Origin of the sequence: Chondrinema litorale (assembly GCF_026250525.1) — a bacterium.
GTDB lineage: Bacteria > Bacteroidota > Bacteroidia > Cytophagales > Flammeovirgaceae > Chondrinema > Chondrinema litorale.
Genome location: NZ_CP111043.1, coordinates 1,205,363 through 1,228,992 on the forward strand (window position 1 = coordinate 1,205,363; position 23,630 = coordinate 1,228,992).

Genomic DNA, 23,630 nt, shown 5'->3' on the forward strand with positions numbered 1-23,630 from the left:
TTCTGGCTTGCGGGCTTTTTTTGTAAAAAAAGACCTCGAAATTATTTCTTAATAAATTCAAAATTGACATGAGATTTTTAAAATTATTGTTTATCGCTTTAATTTTTACTCCATCGCTCTTATTGGCACAAAAAGGGATTATTAGGGGGAGTGTAATCGAAGACAATACTGGGGAGCCAATGTTTGCTGTAACAGTTGTAATAGACGGAACGTCTACAGGAGCATCAACTGATTTTGATGGAAAGTTTGAAATTAAAGCCGATCCAGGCACATATAACTTAAAAGTTTCTTTTGTCTCCTACAAAACAATCATAATAGAAAATGTTGTAGTAAGATCCAACGAAGTTTCTCTCTTCGAGAACATTAGAATGTTAGAAGATGTAGAAACCTTGGAAGAGATTGTAGTAACCGCTGAAGTAGTTAGAACTACAGAAGAAGCACTTTTAACAGTTAAAAAGAAATCTGCTAACTTAATTGATGGTATATCTTCTGCTAACTTCCGTAGAATTGGTGATTCAGATGCTGCTTCTGCAGTAAAAAGGGTACCAGGTGTTTCTCTTGAAGGTGGTAAATATGTGTATGTTCGTGGTTTAGGTGACCGTTACACTAAATCAATCTTAAATGGTGTGGATATTCCTGGCCTAGACCCAGACAGAAACACCTTACAAATGGATATCTTCCCTACCAATGTAATTGATAACATTATAGTAATTAAGTCTTTTACAGCAGATTTACCTGCCGATTTTACTGGTGGTGTAGTAAACATTACAACTAAAGATTTTCCTGAAGAAAAAGTAGGCAAGTTTTCTATTGGTGGTTCATACAACCCTAATATGCACTTTAATAGCGAATATCTTGACTACGAAGGTGGAAAAACAGATTTCTTAGGCTTTGATGATGGCACAAGAGATATTCCTACTGGTGGAAGTACAGATATTCCTTTCCGTTCTGATGCATTAGGCGATGCTGCTGCAATGTCAGAAATGAATACAATTCTAAACAACTTTAATCCTACTTTGGCTGCAATGCGCCAAAATAGCTTTATGGACTACAGCTTAGGATTCTCTTTAGGTAATCAAAAAGCTGCTGGTAATAGTACATTAGGATACAACTTAGCCCTTACTTATAAGAACAAAACTACTTTTTACGAAGACGCGGAATATAACCGTTGGGGAAGAGGAAATACTTCTGATATTTTTGAATTAGACGCAAGAGAAAGACAAAAAGGTGATTTAGGTACTAACGATGTGCTACTTGGCGGTCTTTTAGGTTTTGCTCGTAAAGGCGACTATGCAAAATACAGTTTAAACATTCTACACTTACAAAATGGTGAGTCTAAAGCAGGTATATTTAACTATGTTGGTTCTGACCAAGGTTCTAACTTTACTGCTTTACAACATAACTTAGAGTACAGTGAGCGTAGAATTACAAACATCTTGTTAAACGGTAACCACTATATTGCTGGTGGCACTTGGGAATTAGAATGGAAACTATCTCCTACCAGATCTAAAATTGAAGACCCAGATATTAGATTTACAAGATACCGTATCGAAGATGGTGTATACAGCATAGGTACTGAGTCTGGTATACCAGAAAGAATCTGGCGTAACCTAGAAGAAGATAATCTTGCAGGTAAATTAGATATTACCAGAAAGTATTCAATGGGTTCTCAAGAGGGTAAATTAAAATTTGGTAGTAGCTATACTTACAAGACTAGAAATTACGAAATTCAGAACTTCCAGATTTTTCCTGGTAACATAAACCAATCTTTAACTGGTGATCCAAATGAAATTTTCCAAACAGAAAACTTCATTTCTTCAGAAAATAGAAGCGGTGTTTATTACGATCCACAATTTATTCCAAACAACCCGAATAAATATGAGTCTAATAACTCAAACCTTGGCATCTATGTGTCTAACGAAATTGGAATTGGCGAAAAAGTAAAAACCATTTTAGGTGTAAGAGCAGAACAGTATCAACAAAATTACACTGGTACTAACCAGCAAGGAGATTCTTTTGATAATGAAGAAGTACTTAACTCTTTAAACTTCTTTCCTTCTGCTAACTTAATTTATAGCTTAAGCGATAACCAAAACTTAAGAGTATCATTCTCTCGTACTATTGCAAGACCTTCTTTTAAAGAAGCTTCTTATGCAGAAATTCTTGACCCTATTACTGGTCGTACTTTTATTGGTGGTTTATTCCCAGATCAAGATTCTGAGGGTAATGTAATTTGGGATGGTAACTTAAAAGAAACCAACATTAACAACTTCGATATCAGATGGGAAATGTTCCCTAAAGGTGGCCAGACATTCGCAATTAGTGCATTCTATAAAACATTTAAAAACCCTATCGAGATTGTACAATACGTTCAGGCTGCTAATAACTTCCAGCCAAGAAACGTTGGTGATGGTCAAGTACTTGGTGCAGAGCTTGAGTTAAGAAAAAATCTTCAGTTTATTTCTGAGATGTTTTCAGCATTCTCGTTCAATGCAAACGTAACTGTGACTAAGTCTACAATTGATATGAGTGCAACTGAATATAACTCAAGAGTAGATAATGCTAGAGATGGCCAGGAAATAGACGATACAAGAGAAATGGCTGGTCAAGCTCCTTATATTATTAATGCTGGTTTACAGTATGCAGGTTTCGAAAATGGATTTGAAGCAGGTATCTACTACAATGTGCAAGGAAGAACTTTAATGTTTGTAGGTATTGCTGACAGACCTGATATTTATTCAGTTCCTTTCCATAGCTTAAACTTTAATGCTAATAAAGACTTCGGACCAAACGATAGAATGAATCTTAACTTTAGTGTTTCAAACATTCTTAACGATACTCGTGAACAGGTATTCGAATCTTTTGGAGCAACAGACAGAATATTCAATAGATTAAAACCAAGTATGTCATTTGGACTAAGCTTTGGATATAGCTTTTTCTAATGTCTTTAGATTAGATAATTCTTTTTGATTAAAAGCTCTGGCATTTATTTGTCAGAGCTTTTTCATTTATTAATCAGTTTTCAAAAAAAGTTTAAAAAATTTTGTATTATCTTTGGAGGAGCGATATTCTAATTGAATAAAAAAACAAAAACATCCATTATTAAAGCTTCTTCAATACTGAATATCAAAACCATACAACGCTCTTTAAGAGAATCCAAAAAGATTTAAAAAAATTCTGTAACCTTTCAGAGTTTCTGTATTCTAATTGTGATGAGATAATTTTAAATTTTCTTTTTTTAATTATCTTTGTTTGAAAAAAATTTATAACGTACTATTTTTACTTCAAATAGTACAATTATATTTACAGGTACAAATCATTATTTTTAACCAAGATATTCAAACTGAAATCACTTATACTACACAATAAATTTTTAAAATTGTAACAAAATTCATTAACTGATGACTAAAACTAGAATTTTCTCCATATCGTTAATACCGATAATTCTGTTTCTGGGATGGCTACTTTATGATGGTATTGCCAGTAAAATTCGTCTTGCTGAAGCCATCTCTGCTGACGAGCAGAAAGTGATTGAAAAGCTTAAATTGATTAGAGATGCTGAAAAAGCTTATTTAGCAAAATACGACACTTACACAGGAAGTTTCGATACGCTAATTAACTTTATTAAGCACGATTCTCTGTACATCACTGAAAAAACAGAGATTATTACTCCAAGGGATAGAAGAGATCCTTTATTCTACAAAGGTGATAGTATAAGAATTGAGGTTGATACAATTGGTATCGAGCCAGTAGTAACTTCAGTATTTGAAGAAAAATACAAAAAATACAACTGGGACAAATTAAGTATCGTACCAAGATATGCTAATGACCCAAGCAACCAAGATAAAAAATTCGAAATTTATTCCGACAAAGTTGAAAAAAGTGGTGTAATGATCGATGTAATCGAAGTTGTAGATAAATATCCTCTAGATGAGTCTAGAAGTGATAAGAATGAAATACCTAAAAGAAAATTTTTACGTTTTGGTTCAAGATCAGAAGTTACTACTTCAGGAAACTGGGAGTAATTTTAAAATAAAAGACAAAAAGCCTATATTCACTAGGCTTTTTTGTTTTCAAAACTAAAAACTTTTTAAACTTGTACCAGGAATTCTTACAATACGAGCTCAAAGATCCACAGATGGATGTGAATCTTCTTTCCCAGTATCAGTTAGTAATTAATATTGCTGATACTGGGATTGTTTTTTTTATTAATGATGCAGCCAGCAACAAGTGTCTTGCTATAGAGAAATATAAATTCTCTTCTCCGGCTACAACAGAAAATCTCACAATGAACCTGCAAAATATTTGGGCTTCTCACCCCTACCTTAATGCAGGTTACTGGAAAAAAGTAGTATTGCTTTTTTCTAATTTAAAATTCTCTTATGTTCCTAAAGAATATATTAAGGGCGATATAAACCCAGAAATATTTTCTAGGCTTAACTTTAAATTAGACAAAGGAGAATCTCTTGCTCACATGCGCTTAGATGAGCTAAGCACTTATTGCTACTATGCAGTAAATAATGAGTTAATGCAGTGGTTTGGGGAGTTTTATCCAAGCATGATAACCAAAACTGCGCATACCACGGCAGCTTTTTTATATGGTTTACTTACTTACGATAAAAAGGCGAGCCACATACATGTAAACGTTTCTGATGCTTTAATTACAATTGCCAACATTAAAGAAGGCAGATTAATGTATGTTAATAGCTTCCCGTTTACTAGCCCTGATGATGTGCTTTATTTATGTACGTTAGTTGCTGATGAACTAAAACTCGACACAAAAGACATTAAATTAAATGTGTGGGGTGATATAACTACAGACAGCGACTATTTCACAAAACTTAAACCTTACTTTCTTCAGGTTGCACCCGGAAAACGCCCTGAGTTTTTAAAATTCAGTTTTAACTTTGATGAGCTGGAAGACCAGTTTCATTTCGATTTATTTAATGCTGCAAAGCTATATTTATGAAAAAAGTAGCACTTTTCCCGGGAAGCTTTGACCCTTTTACTAAGGGTCATGCTGATATTGCTTTAAGAGCCGCTCAAATATTTGATGAAGTAATTATAACCATTGGTTACAACTCAAAAAAGCAAAACAGACTTTTTGATGTTGACTACATGATTACTAAAATCGGAGAAGCCTTTGAAGGTCAGGATAACATTAAAGCAATCAGTTATAATGAATTAACTGCTAATCTTGCTCAAAAGCTAGATGCAAAATATTTAGTAAGAGGATTAAGAAATACTACAGATTTTGAATACGAAAACAGTATTTCTCAGATAAATAGAAGGATATATCCTGACCTCGAAACTGTTTTCATCATCACCGACCCAAAATTTGCCTATATCAGTTCTACTGTAATAAGAGAAATTTACAGATACGGACAAAATATTAATGAGTTCTTGCCTTATAATATTTAATAATATTTACCCATCGTTTAAGTAAAAATAACCAATTAGAAATATCCTTATAATAATCTAATTGATAACTTTGCCGGGTATTTACTAGTAAATAAAAGTGAGAACCTTATCCAAAAACAAAATAAATATGGCATATATTGAACCCGCACCGATAAAGGATAGAGAGAATCCTTTTGAATCGATGATGTCACGTTTTGACATTGCAGCCCAGAAGCTGGGACTCGATCAAGAAACTTATGAAGTATTAAAAAGCCCTACCAAACAGGTAATTGTAAGCTTACCAATTACTATGGATGATGGCAGCAAGCGCGTATTTGAAGGCTACAGAGTAATACATTCTAACACTTTAGGCCCGTCTAAAGGTGGTGTTCGCTTTGCTCCTGATGTACATCTTGATGAAGTGAAAGCATTAGCCGCTTGGATGACATGGAAATGTGCAGTTGTTGATATTCCATACGGTGGTGCAAAAGGTGGTATTAAATGTAAACCTTGGACGATGTCTACAGGTGAACTAGAAAGACTAACACGTGCTTATACTGTTTCTATGTATGAGATTTTTGGTCCTGATACAGATATTCCAGCACCTGATATGGGTACTGGTCCAAGAGAAATGGCTTGGTTAATGGACGAATACTCTAAAGCAAATGGTAAAACAGTAAGTGCTGTGGTAACTGGTAAACCCCTCGTGCTTGGTGGTTCATTAGGAAGAGTAGAAGCTACAGGTCGTGGTGTAATGGTTTCGGCATTGGTAGCAATGGAAAAACTAAAGATTAATCCGGCTCATGCAACTTGTGCTGTACAAGGATTCGGTAACGTTGGTAGCAACGCAGCCAGCCTCTTAGAAGAAAGAGGAGTAAAAGTTGTAGCAATTAGCGACCATACAGGTGCTTATTATGATGCAAAAGGTATTGATATAAGAAGTGCCATTGCTTATAAAGAAAGTAACAATAACACCTTAGAAGGCTTTACAGGTGGCGAAATAATCAACAATGCTGATTTATTAGAGCTTGATATAGACTTGTTAGTACCTGCCGCTAAAGAAGATGTTATTACACTTGCAAATGCAGATAACATTAAAGCAAAACTGATAGTAGAAGGTGCTAACGGACCTATGGGCGCTAAAGCAGATCCTGTAATTTTCGAAAAAGGCATTACCGTAGTTCCAGATATTCTTGCAAATGCTGGTGGAGTAACTGTTTCTTATTTCGAATGGGTACAAAACAGGTTAGGTTATAAATGGACTAGAGAAAGAGTAAACCGCAGAAGCGATAGGATTATGAAAGAAGCATTTGAAAGAGTATACAAAGTAGCTCAGAAATACGATGTTTCTTTAAGAATTGCAGCTTACATGGTGGCTATTTCAAAAGTAGCAGATACCTACAAACTTAGAGGTGGTTATTAATTTATTATAATATTTATGTCTAAGCCGGTTCTCCGGCTTTTTTTATTTATCATTTTAATTATTAGGTATTTAACATTACTGCTACATTTGCAGTTATTTTTGTAAAAAAAGAACAGTAAAACATGACGATACATAAAGAGGGCTTTACCATTCTTGTAATTACTATTTTGGCTATTGTTGCATTGAATGGTGTGCTTTACTATTTTTTTGGCGATCAAAGAATATTAATGAATATCAGCTTTATTGCAAGTACGATATTCTTCCTGTTAATACTTCAGTTTTTTAGAAGCCCAAGAGTTATTACATCAATAGACTCAAACCTTGTTTATGCTCCTGCTGATGGTAAAGTAGTAGTAATAGAAGAAGTAGAGGAAAAAGAATTTCTCAAAGAAAATAGAAGACAGATTTCCATATTTATGTCTCCTATTAATGTTCATGTTAACAGAAATCCAATTAGTGGAGTAGTAAAATATGTAAAGTATCATGCTGGTAAATACTTAGTAGCATGGCATCCAAAATCAAGCACTGAGAATGAAAGAACAACCATTGTGGTAGAGAATGAAAACGGAATAAGTATTTTATTCAGGCAAATTGCCGGAGCGATGGCCAAAAGAATTAAATGGTATGTAGAAGAAGGCCAACCAGTAGTTCAGGGAGAAGAGTTTGGGTTTATAAAGTTTGGCTCTAGAGTAGATGTTTTCGTGCCTCTTGATGCAGAAATATGTGTAAACCTTAATCAGAAAACTAAAGGAGGCAAAACGATTCTGGCAAAGCTGAAAGTATAATAATCGAATATTGTTATTTATATTACATATAACACCATTCTTAAAAGACTGGTGTTTTTTTATTTTCTAATTCCTTTCCACCTCTAATTATTCGCCCGTTTAGCTGTTTTATGATTAAACAATTCTTAACTTAAGCTACTTTAAATCTTATTCACAGATTAGAAAAATTTTATTTTTTATCTTAGATATTACATTAAGTAGATAAAGAATTTCATGTTAAGGATTTATCAGACTACCATACTAATAATATTTACATTTCTATCAGCATATGCCAGACAAGCTCAACCTGATGGTCTGGTTACTATGTACTCTGTGGAAGAATTACATCAAGATTTAGAATATCTTCAGACTTCTTTAATAAAGTATCACCCTAATCTATTTACTTATCAAAGTAAAGTAGCTTTCGAAAAAGGGTTTCAAGAAGTTCGAGAAGACATAAATACGCCTTTAACCGAAAATGAATTTTACAGGCTTGTAAAGCCACTTGTAAGCGCTATTAAGTGTGGGCATACAGAGCTTTATTTTTCAGATAAATACCTGACCCACCATATTCCAAATTCTTACCCTATTGATGTTTTTGTAAAGGAGAACGAGATTTTTATTATCGAATCTAATTCAGCTCAAATACCTGTAGGAAGCAAAATTGTAAGTATAAATCAGATTGCAGCATCAAAAATTATTGAGAAACTCAAAGTATATATCTCTAGTGATGGCACTCACCAAAATGGCAGAGAATATTGGCTAAGTCGTAATTTCTTTAAGCTATTTGAAGAAATACTTGCAGAAACTCCTGCTCTGCAAATTGTATTTGACTATAATCAAACTCAAAAAAAGGTAAGGCTACAACCTAATACACAACAATATGAGTTGCAGAACTCATTTGAACCTCTGCTCAGCTTACAATATGACCCAAATTCTGAGGTAAAAACAGCGACTCTAGATATTAGTAGTTTTGATAAAAGAATACTTAAGCAATCTGGCTATAACTACAATAAATATTTAAAGAAAGTCTTTCAAAAAATTCAAGAAAAAGATGTAGATAAGCTTATCATTGATTTGAGAGATAATTATGGTGGTAATGACATAAATGCAATTGAATTATACAGCTACATCAGCGATAAACCTTTCAAGTTTTATGAAAAACTAAGCCTTAAGAAAGGTAGTAAGCGGTTTCTAAAATTCCCATATAAATTATTTTTCCCGCTTAAAAAAGACACTGAAACCCAAATGATGGTCTACAATGGTCATAAGGGATTAAAATTTCTCAGCCCTAAAAAAACTGCTTATACAGGCGAATTGGAAGTTTTAATTAATGGAGGAACCATGTCTGCTGCAACTCATTTTGCCGCTAAATGTGATAATTCAGGCAGAGCCATATTAGCAGGAAGTACTTCTGGTGGTGCATATACACATAGTAATAGTGGTTTTACTATTTATAGAAAGACACCTAATACGGGCTTACAGTTATTTATTCCTGCTATTAAATATGAATTATACTTACCTAATAAAATTCAAGAAGAAAGTGGTATACAACCTGATATTATCATCAATGAACTTATATTGGGAGAAAAAACTGCAAAATTGATTAAATCTGGAAGTTAAATAAAAAAGGGCTTACCTTGTGGTAAACCCTTAACATTCAATTTAACCTCTATATTAATGTTTGAAGTGTCTTATTCCTGTAAATACCATTGACATTCCATTTTCATCACAATAATCGATGGATGCTTGGTCTTTAATAGAACCTCCCGGTTGAATAACCGCCTTTATCCCCTCTTTTCTTGCAATTTCAACACAATCTGGGAATGGGAAAAATGCATCAGATGCCATAACAGCCTCATTAAGATCAAATCCGAAGTGTTTAGCTTTATGAATTGCCTGCTCCAATGCATCAACACGTGATGTTTGACCTACTCCACTTGCAAATAATTGCCCTTCTTTAGCTAAAACAATTGTATTAGACTTGGTATGTTTTACTAATTTGTTAGCAAACAATAATGCTTTTACCTCTTCTTCGCTTGGAGCAGCTTTCGTCATTGTTTTCAAGTCTTCAGCTGTCTCCATCTTCATGTCCTTATCCATAGCAATTACACCATTGAGCAAAGTTTTATATAACTTTTCTGGCATTGCAGTCTCTTTGCGCTTCAGTAAAATTCTATTTTTCTTCTTTGAAAGCAATTCTAATGCATCATCATTAAAAGAAGGAGCAATTAAAACTTCAAAGAAAAGACTGTGCATTGCATTTGCAGCGTCTAAATCAACAGCAGTGTTTGTAATTAATACACCACCAAATGCAGATACCGGATCAGCTTTTAATGCATTTTGGTATGCTTCTTCACAATTACTTCCTAAAGCAGCACCACAAGCATTAGTATGTTTTAGAATAGCAAATGCAATTCCTTCTTCTACAGGAAATTCATCTATTAAAGCTACTGCTGCATCAACATCCACTAAGTTGTTATAAGATAATGCTTTTCCATTTAACTGATCGAAGAGGTCAGTTAATTTACCATAAAACACTCCTTGCTGGTGAGGGTTTTCTCCATATCTTAAAACCGCAGCATCAGGGAAACTTGCTTTATAAGCTTCAATTTTATCTTCAGAAGATAAAGTACCATTAAAATAATTGAATATTGCTGTATCGTAATGAGAGCTAACATTAAATGCATAAGCTGCAAAAGCTTTTCTTTCTTCTTCAGTTGTAGCACACTCGTTTGTTTCTAGAATGTTTAACAAACTATCGTACTGCTCACGTGAAGAAACAATCATGGCATCTTTATAATTTTTTGCAGCAGCTCTAATCAACGAAATACCTCCAATATCTATTTTTTCGATAATATCAGCATGAGAGGCTCCTGAAGCAAGTGTTTCTTCGAATGGATATAAATCTACAATGATTAGATCGAAAGCAGGAATTTCGTACTTTTCCATCTGCTCTTTATCAGTCTCATTGTCCGCTCTTCCTAAAATACCTCCAAATACTTTTGGATGTAAAGTCTTTACTCTTCCTCCTAAAATTGATGGATATCCTGTAAGGTCTTCTACTGCTGTTACCTTCGCTCCAGCTTCTTCAATAAACTTTTGAGTACCTCCGGTTGAGTAAATTGTTACTCCGTTAGCATCAAGTAATTTTATTATTGGTTCAAGTTTATCTTTATAAAAAACTGAAATGAGGGCTGATTTTATTTTTTTCATGAAATTGATATGATGAATTATTAAGCTAAGTTTTTTGCAAATGTATTAATCTTTCATGGTAATGGTTTAAGAATTTAATTTTTTAGTCAAGCATTCGATGAGCAATTATTAAAGTCTCAAGAAATTACCATATATGGCACATTTATTAATCGTATTAAGAAACCCTAATACATTTGAAAACAAACTACTTAAAAGGGCTAAAGTGAATTATTTAAAATTTTCAGAAAAAAGAATTCTATTTAGATGAGAGCTGAAAATAGAAGCAATAGGCTCAAAAAAACGATTATCTAATGAAAAAACACTTTCACCGAAGTTACACACCTATTCATCTACACTTTTAATTTGTTCTTTTTAAAGCTTTATCTGCAAAATCTCTCATTTATATTTAAAAAAGTGTTAATAATTTTTTCAAAAAAAAATCTGTTTGCAAGAACTATAAGCTAATTGCGTTAAAACTACCGAAATCAGATATTACAGATGGTTAGAATCAGGTGCTATACTTACATCATTTTAGTAACATTGCTACTTTCATATCTAGAATATGGAGAGTTTCTCGACCATCAGAGAGAATTAAAACATAATGCCTTCCTAAAACTTGCCGAAGTACACGAAAAACAATCTGAATCAGAGGTATACCCTTATGCAGAAAAACTGAATACTTACTTTGGTTCTCTTAATGCTAAATTGATTGAAAAGCACTACAAAGACTTTTATTCTATAAATAGTGACAGCAGTTTTTATGATTTTTACAAAAACTCACTCACTTTAAAAGGAGCCCTTACCAGTGCAGTAAAAAAAGCAATGCAAAATGAGGAAGATAGCATTCAGCTTTCAAGCGATTTTACTTGGTTTCGTTATGCCGCACCTTCACTTTTAGTAATTACAACACCAGAAAGTTATAGAGTAGATATTGATTATAAGCTTTTAAATAATATTTCTGAAAAGACTATAGGTGATAAAGACAATGTTTTTTTGAATATTTTTTCTAAGAGCTATACTCCTGATACACATTTCCCAATATGGCTATCTAAATCACCAGATAAAAAGATTTACAGTAAACTTGGTTCTGGTATCCACTTAAAATTACTAAATGAGATTGAAGCTGAAATAAAACAAGAGACTTGTTTTGAGAAGGAATTTCTAAAGATAAAAAAGTTATTAGTTACTGATTTACTATTCTCTAAAAACTTTGAGATGCCAAAACAAAATGTGATTACTGAACTTGGTAGTATTTCAGAACATATCAATTTTAATGAAAAGGAAAAGGAATTATTAGCACAAAAGATAGAAAAGCTAAAAAGTCAAGACGATATTTTTACCTTCGTTAGTACTATTAATAATTCCTTATCAATTAAATAAATAAGCTTCTATAAACTAAGCTTATCCTTAAATTTTGCAGCCTGTCTTCTGGAAATTTCAATTTTCTGGCCTCCTTTCAAACTCACCATTAAACCACCATTAAACCAAGGCTCTATTTTTTCAATCCATTTAAGGTTTATAATATATTTTCTGCTCGCTCTAAAAAACATTTTGTCATCCAATCTTTCGTCTAAAGCATTTAAAGAGCGATGTATAAGAGGTCTAAAAGTGTCAAAATAAACTTTCACATAATTGCCATCAGACTCAAATAAACGAATATCGGCAAGCTTTACAAACCAGCATTTTTCACCATCTTTCACAAATACCTGATCTGTACCTAAAAGTTTATCGGTTTCATTTGATTCTGTCTTTTTATTTTCTGACTTGCCTTTTTCTTCTTTAGCGAGATAATCACTCAACTTTTTGACTGTCTCTTCTAATCTTTTAGGATCTATAGGTTTTAGCAGATAATCAAAAGCATTTATCTCAAATGCTTTAAGTGCAAAATCGTCGTAAGCAGTAGTAAAAATAACCTTTGGTACGGTAGTTAGCATTTCCAGTAAATCAAAGCCTGTTTTCTCTGGCATCTGTATATCTAAAAACAAGACATCAGGATTTAGCGATTCTATTACATCTGCGGCCTCATCAGCATTACTTGCCTCAGCTACAATTTCAATATCATTATATTCTTCTAATAAGGAATTTAGTTCTTTGCGGGCAAGTCTTTCATCATCTACTATAATAGCTCTCATACTTTAAATTTTAATTATAAGATCGCTTTTGTAAAGTTAAGTAATAGGTTTAAAATTACTGGAAAAGTACTATTTAGGCTTAAAAAATTTATAATTAAGCTTTAAAATTACTAATCGTAATCTTTCAATAATTTAATAAATATTCTACAGTTTAAAAATCATTCAATTTCGAATGGGTAAATTCCCTTTTATTTCCATCCAACCTTATCCATAATTGCCACAATTTCTTGTTTTTTGTTGACAATTTGATACTGACTGGTAGTATCTATTTCAATAGCAGCCCATACCTCCATTTTTTCTGGAATTGTAGCACCTTTTAAAACAGGAATTTCAAATAATGCTGTAGCAAATTCTTCTGCTTGTTCATTTGTAAATAAATAAGAAATAAATGTCTCTGCGAGTTTAGCATTTTTACTATCAGCAACTTTCGCGATACCGGTTATCTTTACACTAGCACCTTTTTTATCAACTACAGGTTCAAGTACTGCTATTGCTTCCAAAATATTTTTTTCTACTGTGCTACCAATTTCTTCCATAGCAGCTATACTTCTGGCTACTACTACTGCCACATCACCTTTTCCTCTTGATATATTCTCAATGCGGCTTTGGTCATCATCCATAAAACCATACAAAGTATTATTAGAAACACCTTTTGCCCAATCTAACACTTTATCTTCGTCTAATTCTAATAGCATGCTCCCAAGCAATTCTTGGTTGTTTATATCTTCAGAACTCCCCATAAGCAATCTACCCTGCCAAAGTGGTTTAGATAAATCTGTATAGTATTTTATCTTTCGTGGATCAACACGCTCTCTGGAATAGATAATTACTCTAGGTGAATAACTTATGCCAAACCACAAATTATCTGGATGACAGAAATACTTAGGCACTTTACTAATTGCATTTTGTGCAGAAATTGGCTGAATTAAGTCTGCCTCTGCAAGACGATTTAGCCTGTCTGCATTCGACAGAATTACCAAATCTGCATTAGGGTTGCCTTTTTCCAATTCTATTTTTCTTATTACCTGTTCTGCACCACTACTTTCTATGTCAAGTTTTATATGATGCACATCCAGAAAATCCTCTACAATAGTTTTAAAGTTTTCTGCAGGTAAGTCTGTATATAAATGTAATACAGGTATCTGACTTTCTTCATTTACTGCATAACCATCACTTATCTGGTTTGTATTTATTTTTCCGCATGCTGCTAAAAAATAAAAACAGAAAATAAAAAAATTTAAAAACAGGTTATTTCGAGTCATTAGATTTTGAAACTTCTTTTAAGCCCAGTTCCTTACCAGCTTTTAACATAAACTGATAAGCTTCGTCGTAGTTGTTTTTCAGCTCCCCCTCTAAAATAGCTTCTCTAATTTTAAATTTTATATCACCTACTACTTTAGATGGTTTTACTCCAAAAGTTTCCATTATTATTTCTCCTGTAATTACAGGTTGAAAATTTCTAATTTGGTCGCGAGCTTCAACATCAGCAATCTTTTTTTCTAGCTTATTGAAATTCGCAATATACTTTTGAACACGTTGGTGGTTTTTTGAGGTAATATCTGCTCTACATAGCATCATTAATCCTTCAAGATCATCGCCCGCTTCAAAAATCAATCTCCTAATTGCAGAATCAGAAATAGAGTCTTTTACTAAAGCAATTGGTCTGAGATGCAGTTTTACTAGTTTTTCAACTACTCGCATTCTCTCATCCAAAGGCAATTTCATTCTTCTGAAAATCGGCTTTACCATTCTGGCACCTTTATCTTCGTGACCATGAAAAGTCCAACCTTGTTTTCTGTCAAATCTTTTGGTAGCTGGTTTTGCAATATCGTGCATTATAGCCGACCAACGCAACCATAAATCATCGGTATTTTCAGAAATATTATCTAATACCTGCAAAGTATGGTAAAAATTATCTTTATGAGTTTTTCCATTAACTTTTTCTACACCTTGCAAAGCTGTAAACTCTGGAAAAATGATCTCAAGCAAGCCACAATGGTATAAAAGCTTAAATCCGTAAGAAGGTTTCTTTGCAAGAACAATTTTATTAAACTCATCAATAATTCTCTCTCCAGAAACTATCTTAATTCTCTCCTTTTGCTCTTGAATAGCAATAAAAGAGTCATGATCGATATCAAAGTTAAGCTGTGCCGCAAAACGCACTGCCCGCATCATTCTCAAAGGATCGTCAGAATAAGTTATACCTGGCTCAAGAGGCGTTTTTATTAGCCTTCTTTTTATATCTTCTAAGCCACCAAATGGATCGATTAATTCACCAAAATTTTCTGTTTGCAAGCTAAAAGCCATTGCATTTATGGTAAAATCTCTTCTATTCTGATCGTCTTCTAATGTTCCATCTTCAACAATTGGCTTTCTAGAATTTCTATCGTAAGACTCTTTTCTTGCACCAACAAATTCAACTTCAAATAAATCTGTTTTTACCATGGCAGTACCAAAGTTTTTAAACACATTTACCTGCGCAGGCTGATCTAAACAATCGGCAAATGCTTTTGCCAAGGCAATACCACTACCTACACATACAATATCAACATCCTTTGAAGGTCTTCCTAAAATTATATCGCGCACGTATCCACCAATTACATAAGCTGGCACATTTACTTTTTGTGCAGCTTGTTGTAAAATTTTAAAAAGGGGATTTTTTTCAAGTTCAACCGCAAAATTCATCAGACTATAATCTTTGTGTTTTTCGCAAAAATACAAAGAAAATATGAGCTAAGTACTTAAGAAAGTATTCAACCACATTTTCAAAACCAACCAATTTAGCAATCATCTGATAAAAACAGCTTCTTTTGTAAAGCATTTAATTACATTTTTGAATAATACTATTATAATTTCTTAATGAAAGTTAACACAGACAACAAAAAATTACTTCTATTTTACTTTTTATTTACCTTCGACCCCAACTTAATTGTAATTTTGGGCTGATATTTTTTAAGGCTTCATTTTAAATAATTTTATGCCGTTTCAATATACATCAGTTCAAAACAAGATTGAGGAGAGTTTACAACAATTGCCCTTATCCGGTAAACCAGTTGAACTTTACGAACCTATCAGATACATTCTAAATGTCGGGGGAAAAAGGTTGAGGCCTTTACTTACTACCTTAGGATGTTACCTATTTAACGAACAATTTGATAAAGCTCTAAAACCAGCTTTAGCTGTAGAAGTGTTTCACAATTTCACACTTATGCATGACGACATCATGGATCAGGCTCCTCTTAGAAGAGGAAAACCTACCGTTCATGAGAAATGGAGTGCAAACGTAGCCATTCTCTCGGGAGATGTAATGCTGGTTAAAGCTTATAATTTACTGCTAAATGTAGATAAAGATATTATACATAAGGTAATCGAAAAGTTCAATAAATGTGCTTGTGAGGTTTGTGAAGGACAACAATTCGATATGAATTTCGAAACTTTGGAAAGCGTATCTATCGAGTCTTATCTCAATATGATCCGACTTAAAACAGCAGTTTTATTAGGGTTTAGCCTGGAGTTAGGAGCAATACTAGGTGGTGCAGAGGAGCATGCTGCCACACAATTAAAAAATTTCGGTGAGAGCATTGGTTTAGGCTTTCAGATTAAAGACGATTTGCTGGATGTATATGGAAACCAGCAGAAGTTTGGTAAACAGGTAGGTGGAGATATTATCGCCAATAAAAAAACTTATTTACTACTAAAAGCTTTAAAAGACGCTGATAAAAACCAATTAACTGAGTTAAATAGCTGGTTAGCAAAAGAAGAGTTTAACCCAGAAGATAAAGTAAATGCGGTAAAAGCCATTTACGATGAGTTAAACATTAGAGAAAAGGCTCAAGAGTTAGCAGAAAACTATTTTACAAATTCATTTAAAATTTTAGAACAACTTAATATACATTCTGAAAGGAAAAATGAATTAATAAATTTTGCAGATATGCTTATTCATCGAGAAAAGTAAGAACAATTATTACTAAAGTTATACGCTTAATTACATCAACATTTTCATTAACTTAAATTTGTATATACCGAACACAAAAATCAATAACATATTGATTACACTAAATCGCAAAAGTTTAACTTCTTAAATATCCGTTCATCATGATCAGATTTACCGTACCATTACTTACTATCCTGGTCAGTTTACTATTAACAGGCTGTGGAATCCAATCAGAAAACAAACAATTAAAACTAAAAGTAAGCGAACTTGAAAATGAAATAAACGAAAAGAATGTTGTTCAGGTAAACCTCTCTAACCAACTCAATAAAGTCGATTTACTTATCGACTCCATAAGCAAGTCTGAAGCTTACATGGCTTTTAATCTTGAAATGGGCACTTCTTACCAAGACCATGTAGACCGCCTGCGTAGCCTAAGTGCTTTTATAGAATACACCCGCCAAAAAATGCTTAAGCTAGAAAAAAAGATGGCTGAGCAAGATACCGAATTCCAAAGCATGCGACTTCTTATTGGTAGAATGCGCAGCGAAGTTGAGCAGAAAGATCAGGTAATTAAAAAGCTTAGAAAGCAAATTGCCGATTACGAAGCTGAAAACGAGGAACTTATTCGTTTGGTAGATTTACAGAAAAAAGAGATTATCGATATTGAGCAACAGCTAAAATTAAAAATTGCTGCACTTAATAAAGCCGAGATGAATATTGAGGCATTAAAAAGTGAAAAAGAAAAAATAAAAGCAGATGCATTTTTCGAAAAAGCAGAAGCTAATGAGCAAATCGCTGAAATGACGAAGTTTGCTCCTAAAAAGAAAAAAGAAGCTTATAGTGAAGCTTTAAACCTCTACAAAATGGCTTTACAAGCTGGTAGAAAAGATGCTGCCGGAAAAATTAAAGAAATCGAAAAGGCTATGTAAAATACGCTTCTAATATTTTTCTTAATTTTGAGGCTGAAAAACATAGTAACGGCATGCAAAATATTAAAAATGTAATTTTTGATTTGGGAGGGGTGATTCTAAATCTTGATTTTAAGAAGACCTTTTCTGCATTTGAAGCACTCTCTTTCAAAGATTTTACACCAATTTTTAATAAAGTTTACCAATACGAGTTCGTAAGCCTCTACGAAACTGGCAAAATATCGTCAGAAGAATTTAGAAAAAACCTGCGGGAAGTTTTAGAAATTGATGTGGAAGATCAAGTACTCGATGCTGCATGGAATGCTATGCTTTTAGATTTTCCACTAAAAAACATTCAGTTTTTGCAAGAAATAGGTAAAAGAAAGAGAATCTTTGTTCTTAGCAATACGAATGACATACACAAAACAGCTGCAGAAAAAATTCTTGAAAAAGAACATCCCGGAATAACTTGGGATAAACTTTTTGAGAAATCATACTTCTCTCATATAATGCAAGACAGAAAGCCCAATATCAGTATTTTTAAGCAAGTACTAAATGAAAATGGGCTTCTTGCTTCAGAGACACTATTTATTGATGATAGTATCCAACATGTTGAGGGCGCACAAAAGGCAGGCTTACATGCACTGCATTTAAAAGACGGAATGTCTATTACAGAATTAGGTATCTGAAACTTTTAGCAAAATCAGATCATACGGCAAACTCCTCTTCCAAAGTTCTTCTTCTGGAAGGGTCATCTGCATCTGGAGGTAAAACAAATACACCGGGAGGTAAATCTAAAGGAGGCAGATCGTCTGAACCATCCCAACCGCCATCTCCGCCACGATCGTTTCCATTATCATCACTGTTATCATGTCCTGATATACCCGGCTTTGATAGCATAAAAGCGATCAAGGCTACATAAACTATCGCAAGAAACATTGCATTAAATAGTATAAACATAAGGACGAAGAAAATAAAGCTTTTATAATCCGGCCTACTGGCAAGAATGAAATCAGTGAAATTTATCTAAGTGATATTTAATATAACTAAAATTATTTTAATTTTTCGAAAATTCAATATTTTCTTTGTCATATATTTTCATCATCATTTCATCAATATTTATTTGTTATTATAAATTGAATGATGATGATATTTTATTGTACTTAAACAACAATTTTCTGATATCAGCTGGTTTATGCCAGTATCCAATTTTATTAGAATAACCTGTTAATCAAATAAAGGTTATAAAAATCAACATTTTAGCATGAAATATTTAATAGTGGGTTTAGGGAATATTGGTAAAGAATACGAAGACACCCGACACAATATCGGTTTTATGGTAGTAGACTATCTTGCCAAAAAGTTTGATGTAGAGTTTGATATAGACAAACAGGCTTTTGTTACAGATTTTAAGCATAAAGGCCGTACTATTTACATGATTAAGCCTACCACTTATATGAATCTTAGCGGAAAAGCTGTGCAACACTGGCTTACTCAACTAAAAATTCCTAGAGAAAATTTAATGGTGATTGTAGACGAGTTGGCATTACCTTATGGCTCATTAAGAATGCGAGCAAAAGGCTCTAGTGCTGGCCATAATGGGCTAAAAAATATTGAAACTTGCCTAGGAGGCAGCAACTATCCCCGTCTTCGCTTTGGTATAGGCAACGATTTTTCGAAAGGGAAACAGGTAGACTTTGTACTATCTGCTTTTAATGAGGATGAATCTGCCGAGCTTCCATTACATATAGAAAAGGCAGCAGAGATGATTCTTTCTTTCACATCTATTGGAATTAACCATACAATGAGTAAATTTAATAACTAAACTGGCTGTAGACTTTTGACAAGCATTTTTTATTGCACTAAAGTTTAAGCACATGGCTAACTCTCTAAGTATTCCAGACAATATCAATTTGTTTCAAAGAGGCTATTATTCAAGAAAATCTGCCAAGTATATGGGTACATCGGATCCTGTTACAATAAAAAAACATGTCAAACCTAAAGAGAAGCCAAAGCGAGAAGAAAAAATGAAGGACTAATTTGCCTTTCAAAAAAAGTAACTTCTAAATTTTTAATATATCAAAATTATTTCTGGAGATATATACTGTTTTTATGCAAGTGAAAACCAAAATTCTTATGTTTCAAAAAACAGAAATCATATCTTTGCGAATTAATTAATCAATAAATCTGAGAAGTTCTAAGTTTCGGGAAATGCCGAATTAAAATTGCTTGGAGATAAATATTTGAGATAATGGAACTGATAAAAGGAAGTATAGTAGCGCTAGTCTCTCCCTTCAAAAACAATAAAACTCAAGACGTGGATTTTGATACCATTGAAAAGCTTGTGGCTTTTCATGCGGAACATGGAACTTATGCCATTGTTCCCTGTGGTACTACTGGCGAGTCGCCAACACTTTCACACAAAGAACATGATCAAATTGTAAAATTTGTAATAGAATGTGCTAAGGGTACTAATCTAAAAGTGATTGCGGGTACTGGTTCTAACTCTACCAAAGAGGCTATTCATTTAACAGAAGAAGCTCAAAAAGCAGGAGCTGATGCAAGCCTTGTTGTAGTTCCATATTACAATAAACCAACTCCTAAAGGACTTAAAGCTCATTTTAGAGAACTTAATAAAATAGAGTTACCTATTATTCTATATAACATACCTGGTAGAACTGGTATTAATGTAAGCCCACAAACTACAATAGAAATTGCTGAAGAATGCCAAATGGTGGCTGGTGTAAAAGCCTCTAACGGTAATCTAGAAGAAATTTCTGAATTGTATATGCTGAGCCAGTCTTTAAATAGACCATTTAGTATTCTATCTGGCGACGATGCGCTCACATTACCAATCGGAGCAGTTGGTGGAACAGGTATTGTTTCTGTTGCTGCTAATATTATCCCTGGTACTATGAAAGCACTTATGGATAGTATTAATAATTCTGACCTAGTAAAAGCAAGAGAGATCAACAGCAAAGTTTACAAATTATGTAAAGCACTGTTAGCTTTTGGAGCAAACCCAATGGGAATTAAAGCAGTTATGGCTCACGAAGGTTTAAATGTGGGAGAATGCAGGCTGCCACTTACCACACTTGACTCTAATCAGGCCGAAGAGCTTATTACTATTTGGAAGGGAGTAAAAGCTAGCCTTTAAAATAAATATTACTTTGATTTAAGCAGTTGCATGCTGCTTAAATCAAAGTTGTTGTTTTAGGTTTCTAAGTGTTTCTTCTTGTTCAGATGTGAGGTTTTCTGGCGTAACTAATTCCAGTGTAATATACAGATCACCAAAACTTCCAAGATGACTATATTTCGGCATTCCCTTCCCTCTTAATCTAAATTTCTTGCCGCTTGATGAGCCTTTAGGTACTGTAAAACCTAATGATCCACTCAAAGTATCCACTTTAATTTTTGCACCTAACATTCCAGAGAAAACATCTGTATGAACTGTTGAGTACAAATCATCTTCTTTTCTAGTAAATAATGGATGCTCATTCACTTTAATATCTACATATAAATCGCCATGAGTACCTCCATTTTTACCTTCGCCACCTTTACCTTTCACCTTAAGTTGCTGACCATCTCTAACACCGGGTTTTAGCTTTAATCTTAAAGTTCTCCCATTAAATTTTAAGGTCTTGGTAACACCATCAAAAGCTTCTTGCAATGTTAGTGTTACAGTTCCCTTCATATCTTTTCCTCTCACTGGCATTTGATGCCTCTGTGCATAACCCCTTTGGCCATATGGATTTTGTCTACCACCAAAGAAACCTTCGAACATATTAAAAATATCGTCGAAGTCTACACTTCCTTGTCCTCCACCAAATGGATTGCCGCCTCCTGCATAACCTCCACCACCAAACATATCTCCTTGCTCCCAGTCGGCCCCAAACTGATCGTATTTTTTCCTCTTAGCAGGGTCTTTCAACACATCATATGCCTCTTGAACTTCTTTAAATTTAGCTTCGGCATTTTTGTCGCCAGCATTTTTATCAGGATGGTACTTTCTAGCCATCCCTCTATAGGCCTTTTTTATTTCGTCCTGAGATGCACCTTTGCTTATACCCAATACCTGATAATAATCTTTTCGACTTTTCATTTTGTTATTATTGTCATTATAAAATTACTCCACAATATTTTGCCTGTATACTGCATAATGCAGAAAATAAGCTAAAAGTATACCTTTTATAATTACATGTTAATCATCATTCTTTGTTTAATTTCAAAGAAAAGAGGTAACCCTTTAATGAATTACCTCTTACTCTTTTTATAAGTTCATCCGGCTAAAGAATATTACTTAATCTCTATTGATTTTGGCTTTACTACTGGCACTTTTTCAATATCCAGTTTAAGTACACCATCATTATAAGCGGCTTCTATACTGTCTGCATTTACATTCTCTGGCAGTGTAAATGCTCTGCTAAAAGAATGATATGTGAACTCTCTTCTCGTAAATTTACCTTCTTTTTTATCCTCTGTTTTTTCTTCTTTACTTTCAGAAGAGATAGTTAACACATTATTATCAACTTCAACTTTAAAATCTTCTTTTTTCCTACCTGGCACTGCTAACTCTAAACGATAAGCATTTTCAGTCTCACTAACATTTACTGCAGGAACTGTACTTTTATTCAATGAGGATTGATCGAATAAGCTCTTGTCAAATAACTGATCAAATATATCAGTAAATACTGGAAATTGTGAATCTAATCCGTTTCTATATTTTATGAGTGACATAATTTTATGGTTTTAAGTTTTACATTCATTTGTTGTTCAGGTAGTAACTAATCAACATAAATGCCACTCGAATTTTTAAGCTTTTCCGCACACAAAACATGTCATTATGACACTAAAAAGAAATCAAGAAGTGACAAAATGACTGCGCTATGCCAGAAGTTCACTATCTCATAGGTGCATTTGCTTCTTTCGCCATCACTTTATAAGTCATCTTATCCATAAACACAGGAAAAAGCTTGTTTAACCAAACAGTAAGCTTACCCATATTCGTGAGAATGAGGATTTTTTTACGCCTCTTTACTGCATTGTAAATGTATTCTGCACATTCTTCGGCACTCATCATGTTAGACTCATCTCTTGGAGACTCTCCCTGCTGGCTACCATCTGCCGCCAAAGCTGTACGCCTTATATTAGAAGTAGTAAAACCCGGACAAGCTGTAAGCACATTTACTCCTTTATACAACATTTCTGTACGTAACACTTCCAGAAAACCCTGCAAAGCAAATTTAGAAGCCGAATAACCTGTTCTGGCAGGCAAACCTCTGTAACCTGCAATAGAAGAAATACCTACTACTGTACCTTTACCTTCTATAATATAAGGCAGGCAATATTTGGTGGCATACAGAGCTCCATAAAAATTAATATCCATTACTTTTTTTACAACATCCAGATCGAGGTCTTCAAACATTGCACGCATACTTATACCGGCATTGTTTATCAGAATATCAATTTTACCAAAATGATCTAATATAACCTCTACCATGTTCTTGTTATCTTCCTCCTTACTTACATCAGATACAATGGTTAACACATCTATCTTTTTCTTTTGAAGTTCTAGTGCAGCTTGATCGAGTGCTTCTTTTTTTCTACCAGTAATTACAATCTTGGAACCGTTTATACCAAACTGCTCAGCTAAAGCTTTTCCAATACCTGAAGAACCACCCGTAATTACCACCACTTTATTTTTCATAAATCTTCTTACTTTTTTGCAGTAAATATATTTTTTTAAAGATTGGATTTCTAAGCTTGTTTATACATCCTAAAGGATTTACCCATTCCACTTAGAGTTTTGTACCTTTTCTTCTATTTAAGCATTAAAACCATAAAAAAAAGTTTTAACAATATTAGAATTAGTCA

At 33.5% G+C, this 23,630-nt stretch carries 22 protein-coding genes; 14 read left to right on the forward strand and 8 right to left on the reverse strand.

The features are described 5' to 3' along the window. Positions 1 to 68 precede the first annotated feature (68 nt). The 7 genes from OQ292_RS04915 (at position 69) to OQ292_RS04945 (ending at position 9,210) form a co-directional block, all read left to right on the forward strand. A complete protein-coding gene (locus OQ292_RS04915; protein ID WP_284684938.1) occupies positions 69 to 2,942 on the forward strand; it encodes a TonB-dependent receptor in 2,874 nt (957 codons plus the stop codon). Between the two features lie 459 nt (positions 2,943 to 3,401). Then, positions 3,402 to 4,025 carry a hypothetical protein gene (locus tag OQ292_RS04920; RefSeq protein WP_284684939.1) on the forward strand — a complete coding sequence of 208 codons (624 nt, stop codon included), beginning with the start codon at positions 3,402 to 3,404 and terminating at the stop codon, positions 4,023 to 4,025. 71 nt (positions 4,026 to 4,096) lie between these two features. Then, positions 4,097 to 4,969 carry a DUF3822 family protein gene (locus OQ292_RS04925; protein WP_284684940.1) on the forward strand — a complete coding sequence of 291 codons (873 nt, stop codon included), beginning with the start codon at positions 4,097 to 4,099 and terminating at the stop codon, positions 4,967 to 4,969. Beyond that, positions 4,966 to 5,421, forward strand: a complete 456-nt coding sequence (gene coaD, locus OQ292_RS04930) for a pantetheine-phosphate adenylyltransferase (protein WP_284684941.1) — start codon at positions 4,966 to 4,968, stop codon at positions 5,419 to 5,421. Before OQ292_RS04925 ends, coaD begins: the two co-directional genes overlap by 4 nt. A 127-nt stretch (positions 5,422 to 5,548) precedes the next feature. Further along, on the forward strand, positions 5,549 to 6,823 hold the full coding sequence (locus OQ292_RS04935) for a Glu/Leu/Phe/Val family dehydrogenase (RefSeq protein WP_284684942.1): 1,275 nt from the start codon (positions 5,549 to 5,551) through the stop codon (positions 6,821 to 6,823). 122 nt (positions 6,824 to 6,945) lie between these two features. Continuing rightward, on the forward strand, positions 6,946 to 7,608 hold the full coding sequence (locus tag OQ292_RS04940; RefSeq protein WP_284684943.1) for a phosphatidylserine decarboxylase family protein: 663 nt from the start codon (positions 6,946 to 6,948) through the stop codon (positions 7,606 to 7,608). 213 nt (positions 7,609 to 7,821) lie between these two features. Beyond that, positions 7,822 to 9,210: a S41 family peptidase gene (locus OQ292_RS04945; protein WP_284684944.1), complete on the forward strand. Its 1,389-nt coding sequence runs from the start codon at positions 7,822 to 7,824 to the stop codon at positions 9,208 to 9,210. Between the two features lie 54 nt (positions 9,211 to 9,264). Here the strand turns inward: OQ292_RS04945 and purH are convergent, their stop codons facing one another. Continuing rightward, the gene (gene purH / locus OQ292_RS04950) at positions 9,265 to 10,803 is read right to left on the reverse strand and encodes a bifunctional phosphoribosylaminoimidazolecarboxamide formyltransferase/IMP cyclohydrolase (RefSeq protein WP_284684945.1); all 1,539 of its coding nucleotides are present in this window, start codon (positions 10,801 to 10,803) and stop codon (positions 9,265 to 9,267) included. Positions 10,804 to 11,280: 477 nt separating this feature from the next. Between purH and OQ292_RS04955 the strand changes: the two genes are divergently transcribed. Continuing rightward, the gene (locus OQ292_RS04955; RefSeq protein ID WP_284684946.1) at positions 11,281 to 12,162 is read left to right on the forward strand and encodes a hypothetical protein; all 882 of its coding nucleotides are present in this window, start codon (positions 11,281 to 11,283) and stop codon (positions 12,160 to 12,162) included. Between the two features lie 8 nt (positions 12,163 to 12,170). Here the strand turns inward: OQ292_RS04955 and OQ292_RS04960 are convergent, their stop codons facing one another. The 3 genes from OQ292_RS04960 to OQ292_RS04970 all read right to left on the reverse strand — a co-directional run bounded on the left by OQ292_RS04960 (position 12,171) and on the right by OQ292_RS04970 (position 15,599). Further along, positions 12,171 to 12,914, reverse strand: a complete 744-nt coding sequence (locus tag OQ292_RS04960) for a LytR/AlgR family response regulator transcription factor (protein WP_284684947.1) — start codon at positions 12,912 to 12,914, stop codon at positions 12,171 to 12,173. 188 nt (positions 12,915 to 13,102) lie between these two features. Then, complete coding sequence (locus OQ292_RS04965; RefSeq protein ID WP_284684948.1) at positions 13,103 to 14,176, reverse strand: extracellular solute-binding protein; 1,074 nt, start codon at positions 14,174 to 14,176, stop codon at positions 13,103 to 13,105. Beyond that, positions 14,163 to 15,599, reverse strand: coding sequence for a CCA tRNA nucleotidyltransferase (locus OQ292_RS04970; RefSeq protein WP_284684949.1), 1,437 nt, complete (start codon positions 15,597 to 15,599; stop codon positions 14,163 to 14,165). Before OQ292_RS04970 ends, OQ292_RS04965 begins: the two co-directional genes overlap by 14 nt. Before the next feature lie 292 nt (positions 15,600 to 15,891). Here OQ292_RS04970 and OQ292_RS04975 point away from each other — a divergent pair, with 292 nt between their 5' ends. From OQ292_RS04975 to OQ292_RS04985, 3 genes are all read left to right on the forward strand, one after another. Next, on the forward strand, positions 15,892 to 16,869 hold the full coding sequence (locus tag OQ292_RS04975; RefSeq protein ID WP_284684950.1) for a polyprenyl synthetase family protein: 978 nt from the start codon (positions 15,892 to 15,894) through the stop codon (positions 16,867 to 16,869). A 140-nt stretch (positions 16,870 to 17,009) separates the two neighbouring features. Then, complete coding sequence (locus tag OQ292_RS04980; RefSeq protein ID WP_284684951.1) at positions 17,010 to 17,777, forward strand: coiled-coil domain-containing protein; 768 nt, start codon at positions 17,010 to 17,012, stop codon at positions 17,775 to 17,777. 53 nt (positions 17,778 to 17,830) lie between these two features. Then, on the forward strand, positions 17,831 to 18,445 hold the full coding sequence (locus OQ292_RS04985) for an HAD family hydrolase (protein WP_284684952.1): 615 nt from the start codon (positions 17,831 to 17,833) through the stop codon (positions 18,443 to 18,445). 19 nt (positions 18,446 to 18,464) lie between these two features. Here OQ292_RS04985 and OQ292_RS04990 read toward each other — a convergent pair whose 3' ends face one another. After that, positions 18,465 to 18,716 carry a hypothetical protein gene (locus tag OQ292_RS04990; protein ID WP_284684953.1) on the reverse strand — a complete coding sequence of 84 codons (252 nt, stop codon included), beginning with the start codon at positions 18,714 to 18,716 and terminating at the stop codon, positions 18,465 to 18,467. 304 nt (positions 18,717 to 19,020) lie between these two features. Here OQ292_RS04990 and pth point away from each other — a divergent pair, with 304 nt between their 5' ends. From pth to dapA, 3 genes are all read left to right on the forward strand, one after another. Further along, positions 19,021 to 19,581, forward strand: coding sequence for an aminoacyl-tRNA hydrolase (pth, locus tag OQ292_RS04995; RefSeq protein ID WP_284684954.1), 561 nt, complete (start codon positions 19,021 to 19,023; stop codon positions 19,579 to 19,581). A gap of 52 nt (positions 19,582 to 19,633) precedes the next feature. Beyond that, positions 19,634 to 19,795: a hypothetical protein gene (locus tag OQ292_RS05000; RefSeq protein WP_284684955.1), complete on the forward strand. Its 162-nt coding sequence runs from the start codon at positions 19,634 to 19,636 to the stop codon at positions 19,793 to 19,795. A 212-nt stretch (positions 19,796 to 20,007) separates the two neighbouring features. Next, the gene (gene dapA, locus OQ292_RS05005; RefSeq protein ID WP_284684956.1) at positions 20,008 to 20,913 is read left to right on the forward strand and encodes a 4-hydroxy-tetrahydrodipicolinate synthase; all 906 of its coding nucleotides are present in this window, start codon (positions 20,008 to 20,010) and stop codon (positions 20,911 to 20,913) included. A gap of 42 nt (positions 20,914 to 20,955) precedes the next feature. Here dapA and OQ292_RS05010 read toward each other — a convergent pair whose 3' ends face one another. The 3 genes from OQ292_RS05010 to OQ292_RS05020 form a co-directional block, all read right to left on the reverse strand. After that, the gene (locus OQ292_RS05010) at positions 20,956 to 21,858 is read right to left on the reverse strand and encodes a DnaJ C-terminal domain-containing protein (protein ID WP_284684957.1); all 903 of its coding nucleotides are present in this window, start codon (positions 21,856 to 21,858) and stop codon (positions 20,956 to 20,958) included. Positions 21,859 to 22,052: 194 nt separating this feature from the next. Beyond that, a complete protein-coding gene (locus OQ292_RS05015) occupies positions 22,053 to 22,493 on the reverse strand; it encodes an Hsp20/alpha crystallin family protein (RefSeq protein WP_284684958.1) in 441 nt (146 codons plus the stop codon). Between the two features lie 163 nt (positions 22,494 to 22,656). Continuing rightward, positions 22,657 to 23,463, reverse strand: a complete 807-nt coding sequence (locus tag OQ292_RS05020) for an SDR family oxidoreductase (protein WP_284684959.1) — start codon at positions 23,461 to 23,463, stop codon at positions 22,657 to 22,659. Positions 23,464 to 23,630: the final 167 nt, after the last annotated feature.

Excerpts from the sequence above, each read along its gene's own strand:
- OQ292_RS04980 (WP_284684951.1), top strand. The coding sequence starts at position 17,010 with ATGATCAGATTTACCGTACCATTACTTACTATCCTGGTCAGTTTACTA.
- OQ292_RS05020 (WP_284684959.1), bottom strand. The coding sequence starts at position 23,463 with ATGAAAAATAAAGTGGTGGTAATTACGGGTGGTTCTTCAGGTATTGGA.
- OQ292_RS04960 (WP_284684947.1), bottom strand. The coding sequence starts at position 12,914 with ATGAGAGCTATTATAGTAGATGATGAAAGACTTGCCCGCAAAGAACTA.
- OQ292_RS04970 (WP_284684949.1), bottom strand. The coding sequence starts at position 15,599 with ATGAATTTTGCGGTTGAACTTGAAAAAAATCCCCTTTTTAAAATTTTA.
- OQ292_RS04985 (WP_284684952.1), top strand. The coding sequence starts at position 17,831 with ATGCAAAATATTAAAAATGTAATTTTTGATTTGGGAGGGGTGATTCTA.
- pth (WP_284684954.1), top strand. The coding sequence starts at position 19,021 with ATGAAATATTTAATAGTGGGTTTAGGGAATATTGGTAAAGAATACGAA.
- OQ292_RS05000 (WP_284684955.1), top strand. The coding sequence starts at position 19,634 with ATGGCTAACTCTCTAAGTATTCCAGACAATATCAATTTGTTTCAAAGA.
- dapA (WP_284684956.1), top strand. The coding sequence starts at position 20,008 with ATGGAACTGATAAAAGGAAGTATAGTAGCGCTAGTCTCTCCCTTCAAA.
- OQ292_RS04940 (WP_284684943.1), top strand. The coding sequence starts at position 6,946 with ATGACGATACATAAAGAGGGCTTTACCATTCTTGTAATTACTATTTTG.
- coaD (WP_284684941.1), top strand. The coding sequence starts at position 4,966 with ATGAAAAAAGTAGCACTTTTCCCGGGAAGCTTTGACCCTTTTACTAAG.
- OQ292_RS04945 (WP_284684944.1), top strand. The coding sequence starts at position 7,822 with ATGTTAAGGATTTATCAGACTACCATACTAATAATATTTACATTTCTA.
- purH (WP_284684945.1), bottom strand. The coding sequence starts at position 10,803 with ATGAAAAAAATAAAATCAGCCCTCATTTCAGTTTTTTATAAAGATAAA.
- OQ292_RS04915 (WP_284684938.1), top strand. The coding sequence starts at position 69 with ATGAGATTTTTAAAATTATTGTTTATCGCTTTAATTTTTACTCCATCG.
- OQ292_RS04955 (WP_284684946.1), top strand. The coding sequence starts at position 11,281 with ATGGTTAGAATCAGGTGCTATACTTACATCATTTTAGTAACATTGCTA.
- OQ292_RS05010 (WP_284684957.1), bottom strand. The coding sequence starts at position 21,858 with ATGAAAAGTCGAAAAGATTATTATCAGGTATTGGGTATAAGCAAAGGT.
- OQ292_RS04935 (WP_284684942.1), top strand. The coding sequence starts at position 5,549 with ATGGCATATATTGAACCCGCACCGATAAAGGATAGAGAGAATCCTTTT.
- OQ292_RS05015 (WP_284684958.1), bottom strand. The coding sequence starts at position 22,493 with ATGTCACTCATAAAATATAGAAACGGATTAGATTCACAATTTCCAGTA.
- OQ292_RS04990 (WP_284684953.1), bottom strand. The coding sequence starts at position 18,716 with ATGTTTATACTATTTAATGCAATGTTTCTTGCGATAGTTTATGTAGCC.
- OQ292_RS04920 (WP_284684939.1), top strand. The coding sequence starts at position 3,402 with ATGACTAAAACTAGAATTTTCTCCATATCGTTAATACCGATAATTCTG.
- OQ292_RS04965 (WP_284684948.1), bottom strand. The coding sequence starts at position 14,176 with ATGACTCGAAATAACCTGTTTTTAAATTTTTTTATTTTCTGTTTTTAT.
- OQ292_RS04975 (WP_284684950.1), top strand. The coding sequence starts at position 15,892 with ATGCCGTTTCAATATACATCAGTTCAAAACAAGATTGAGGAGAGTTTA.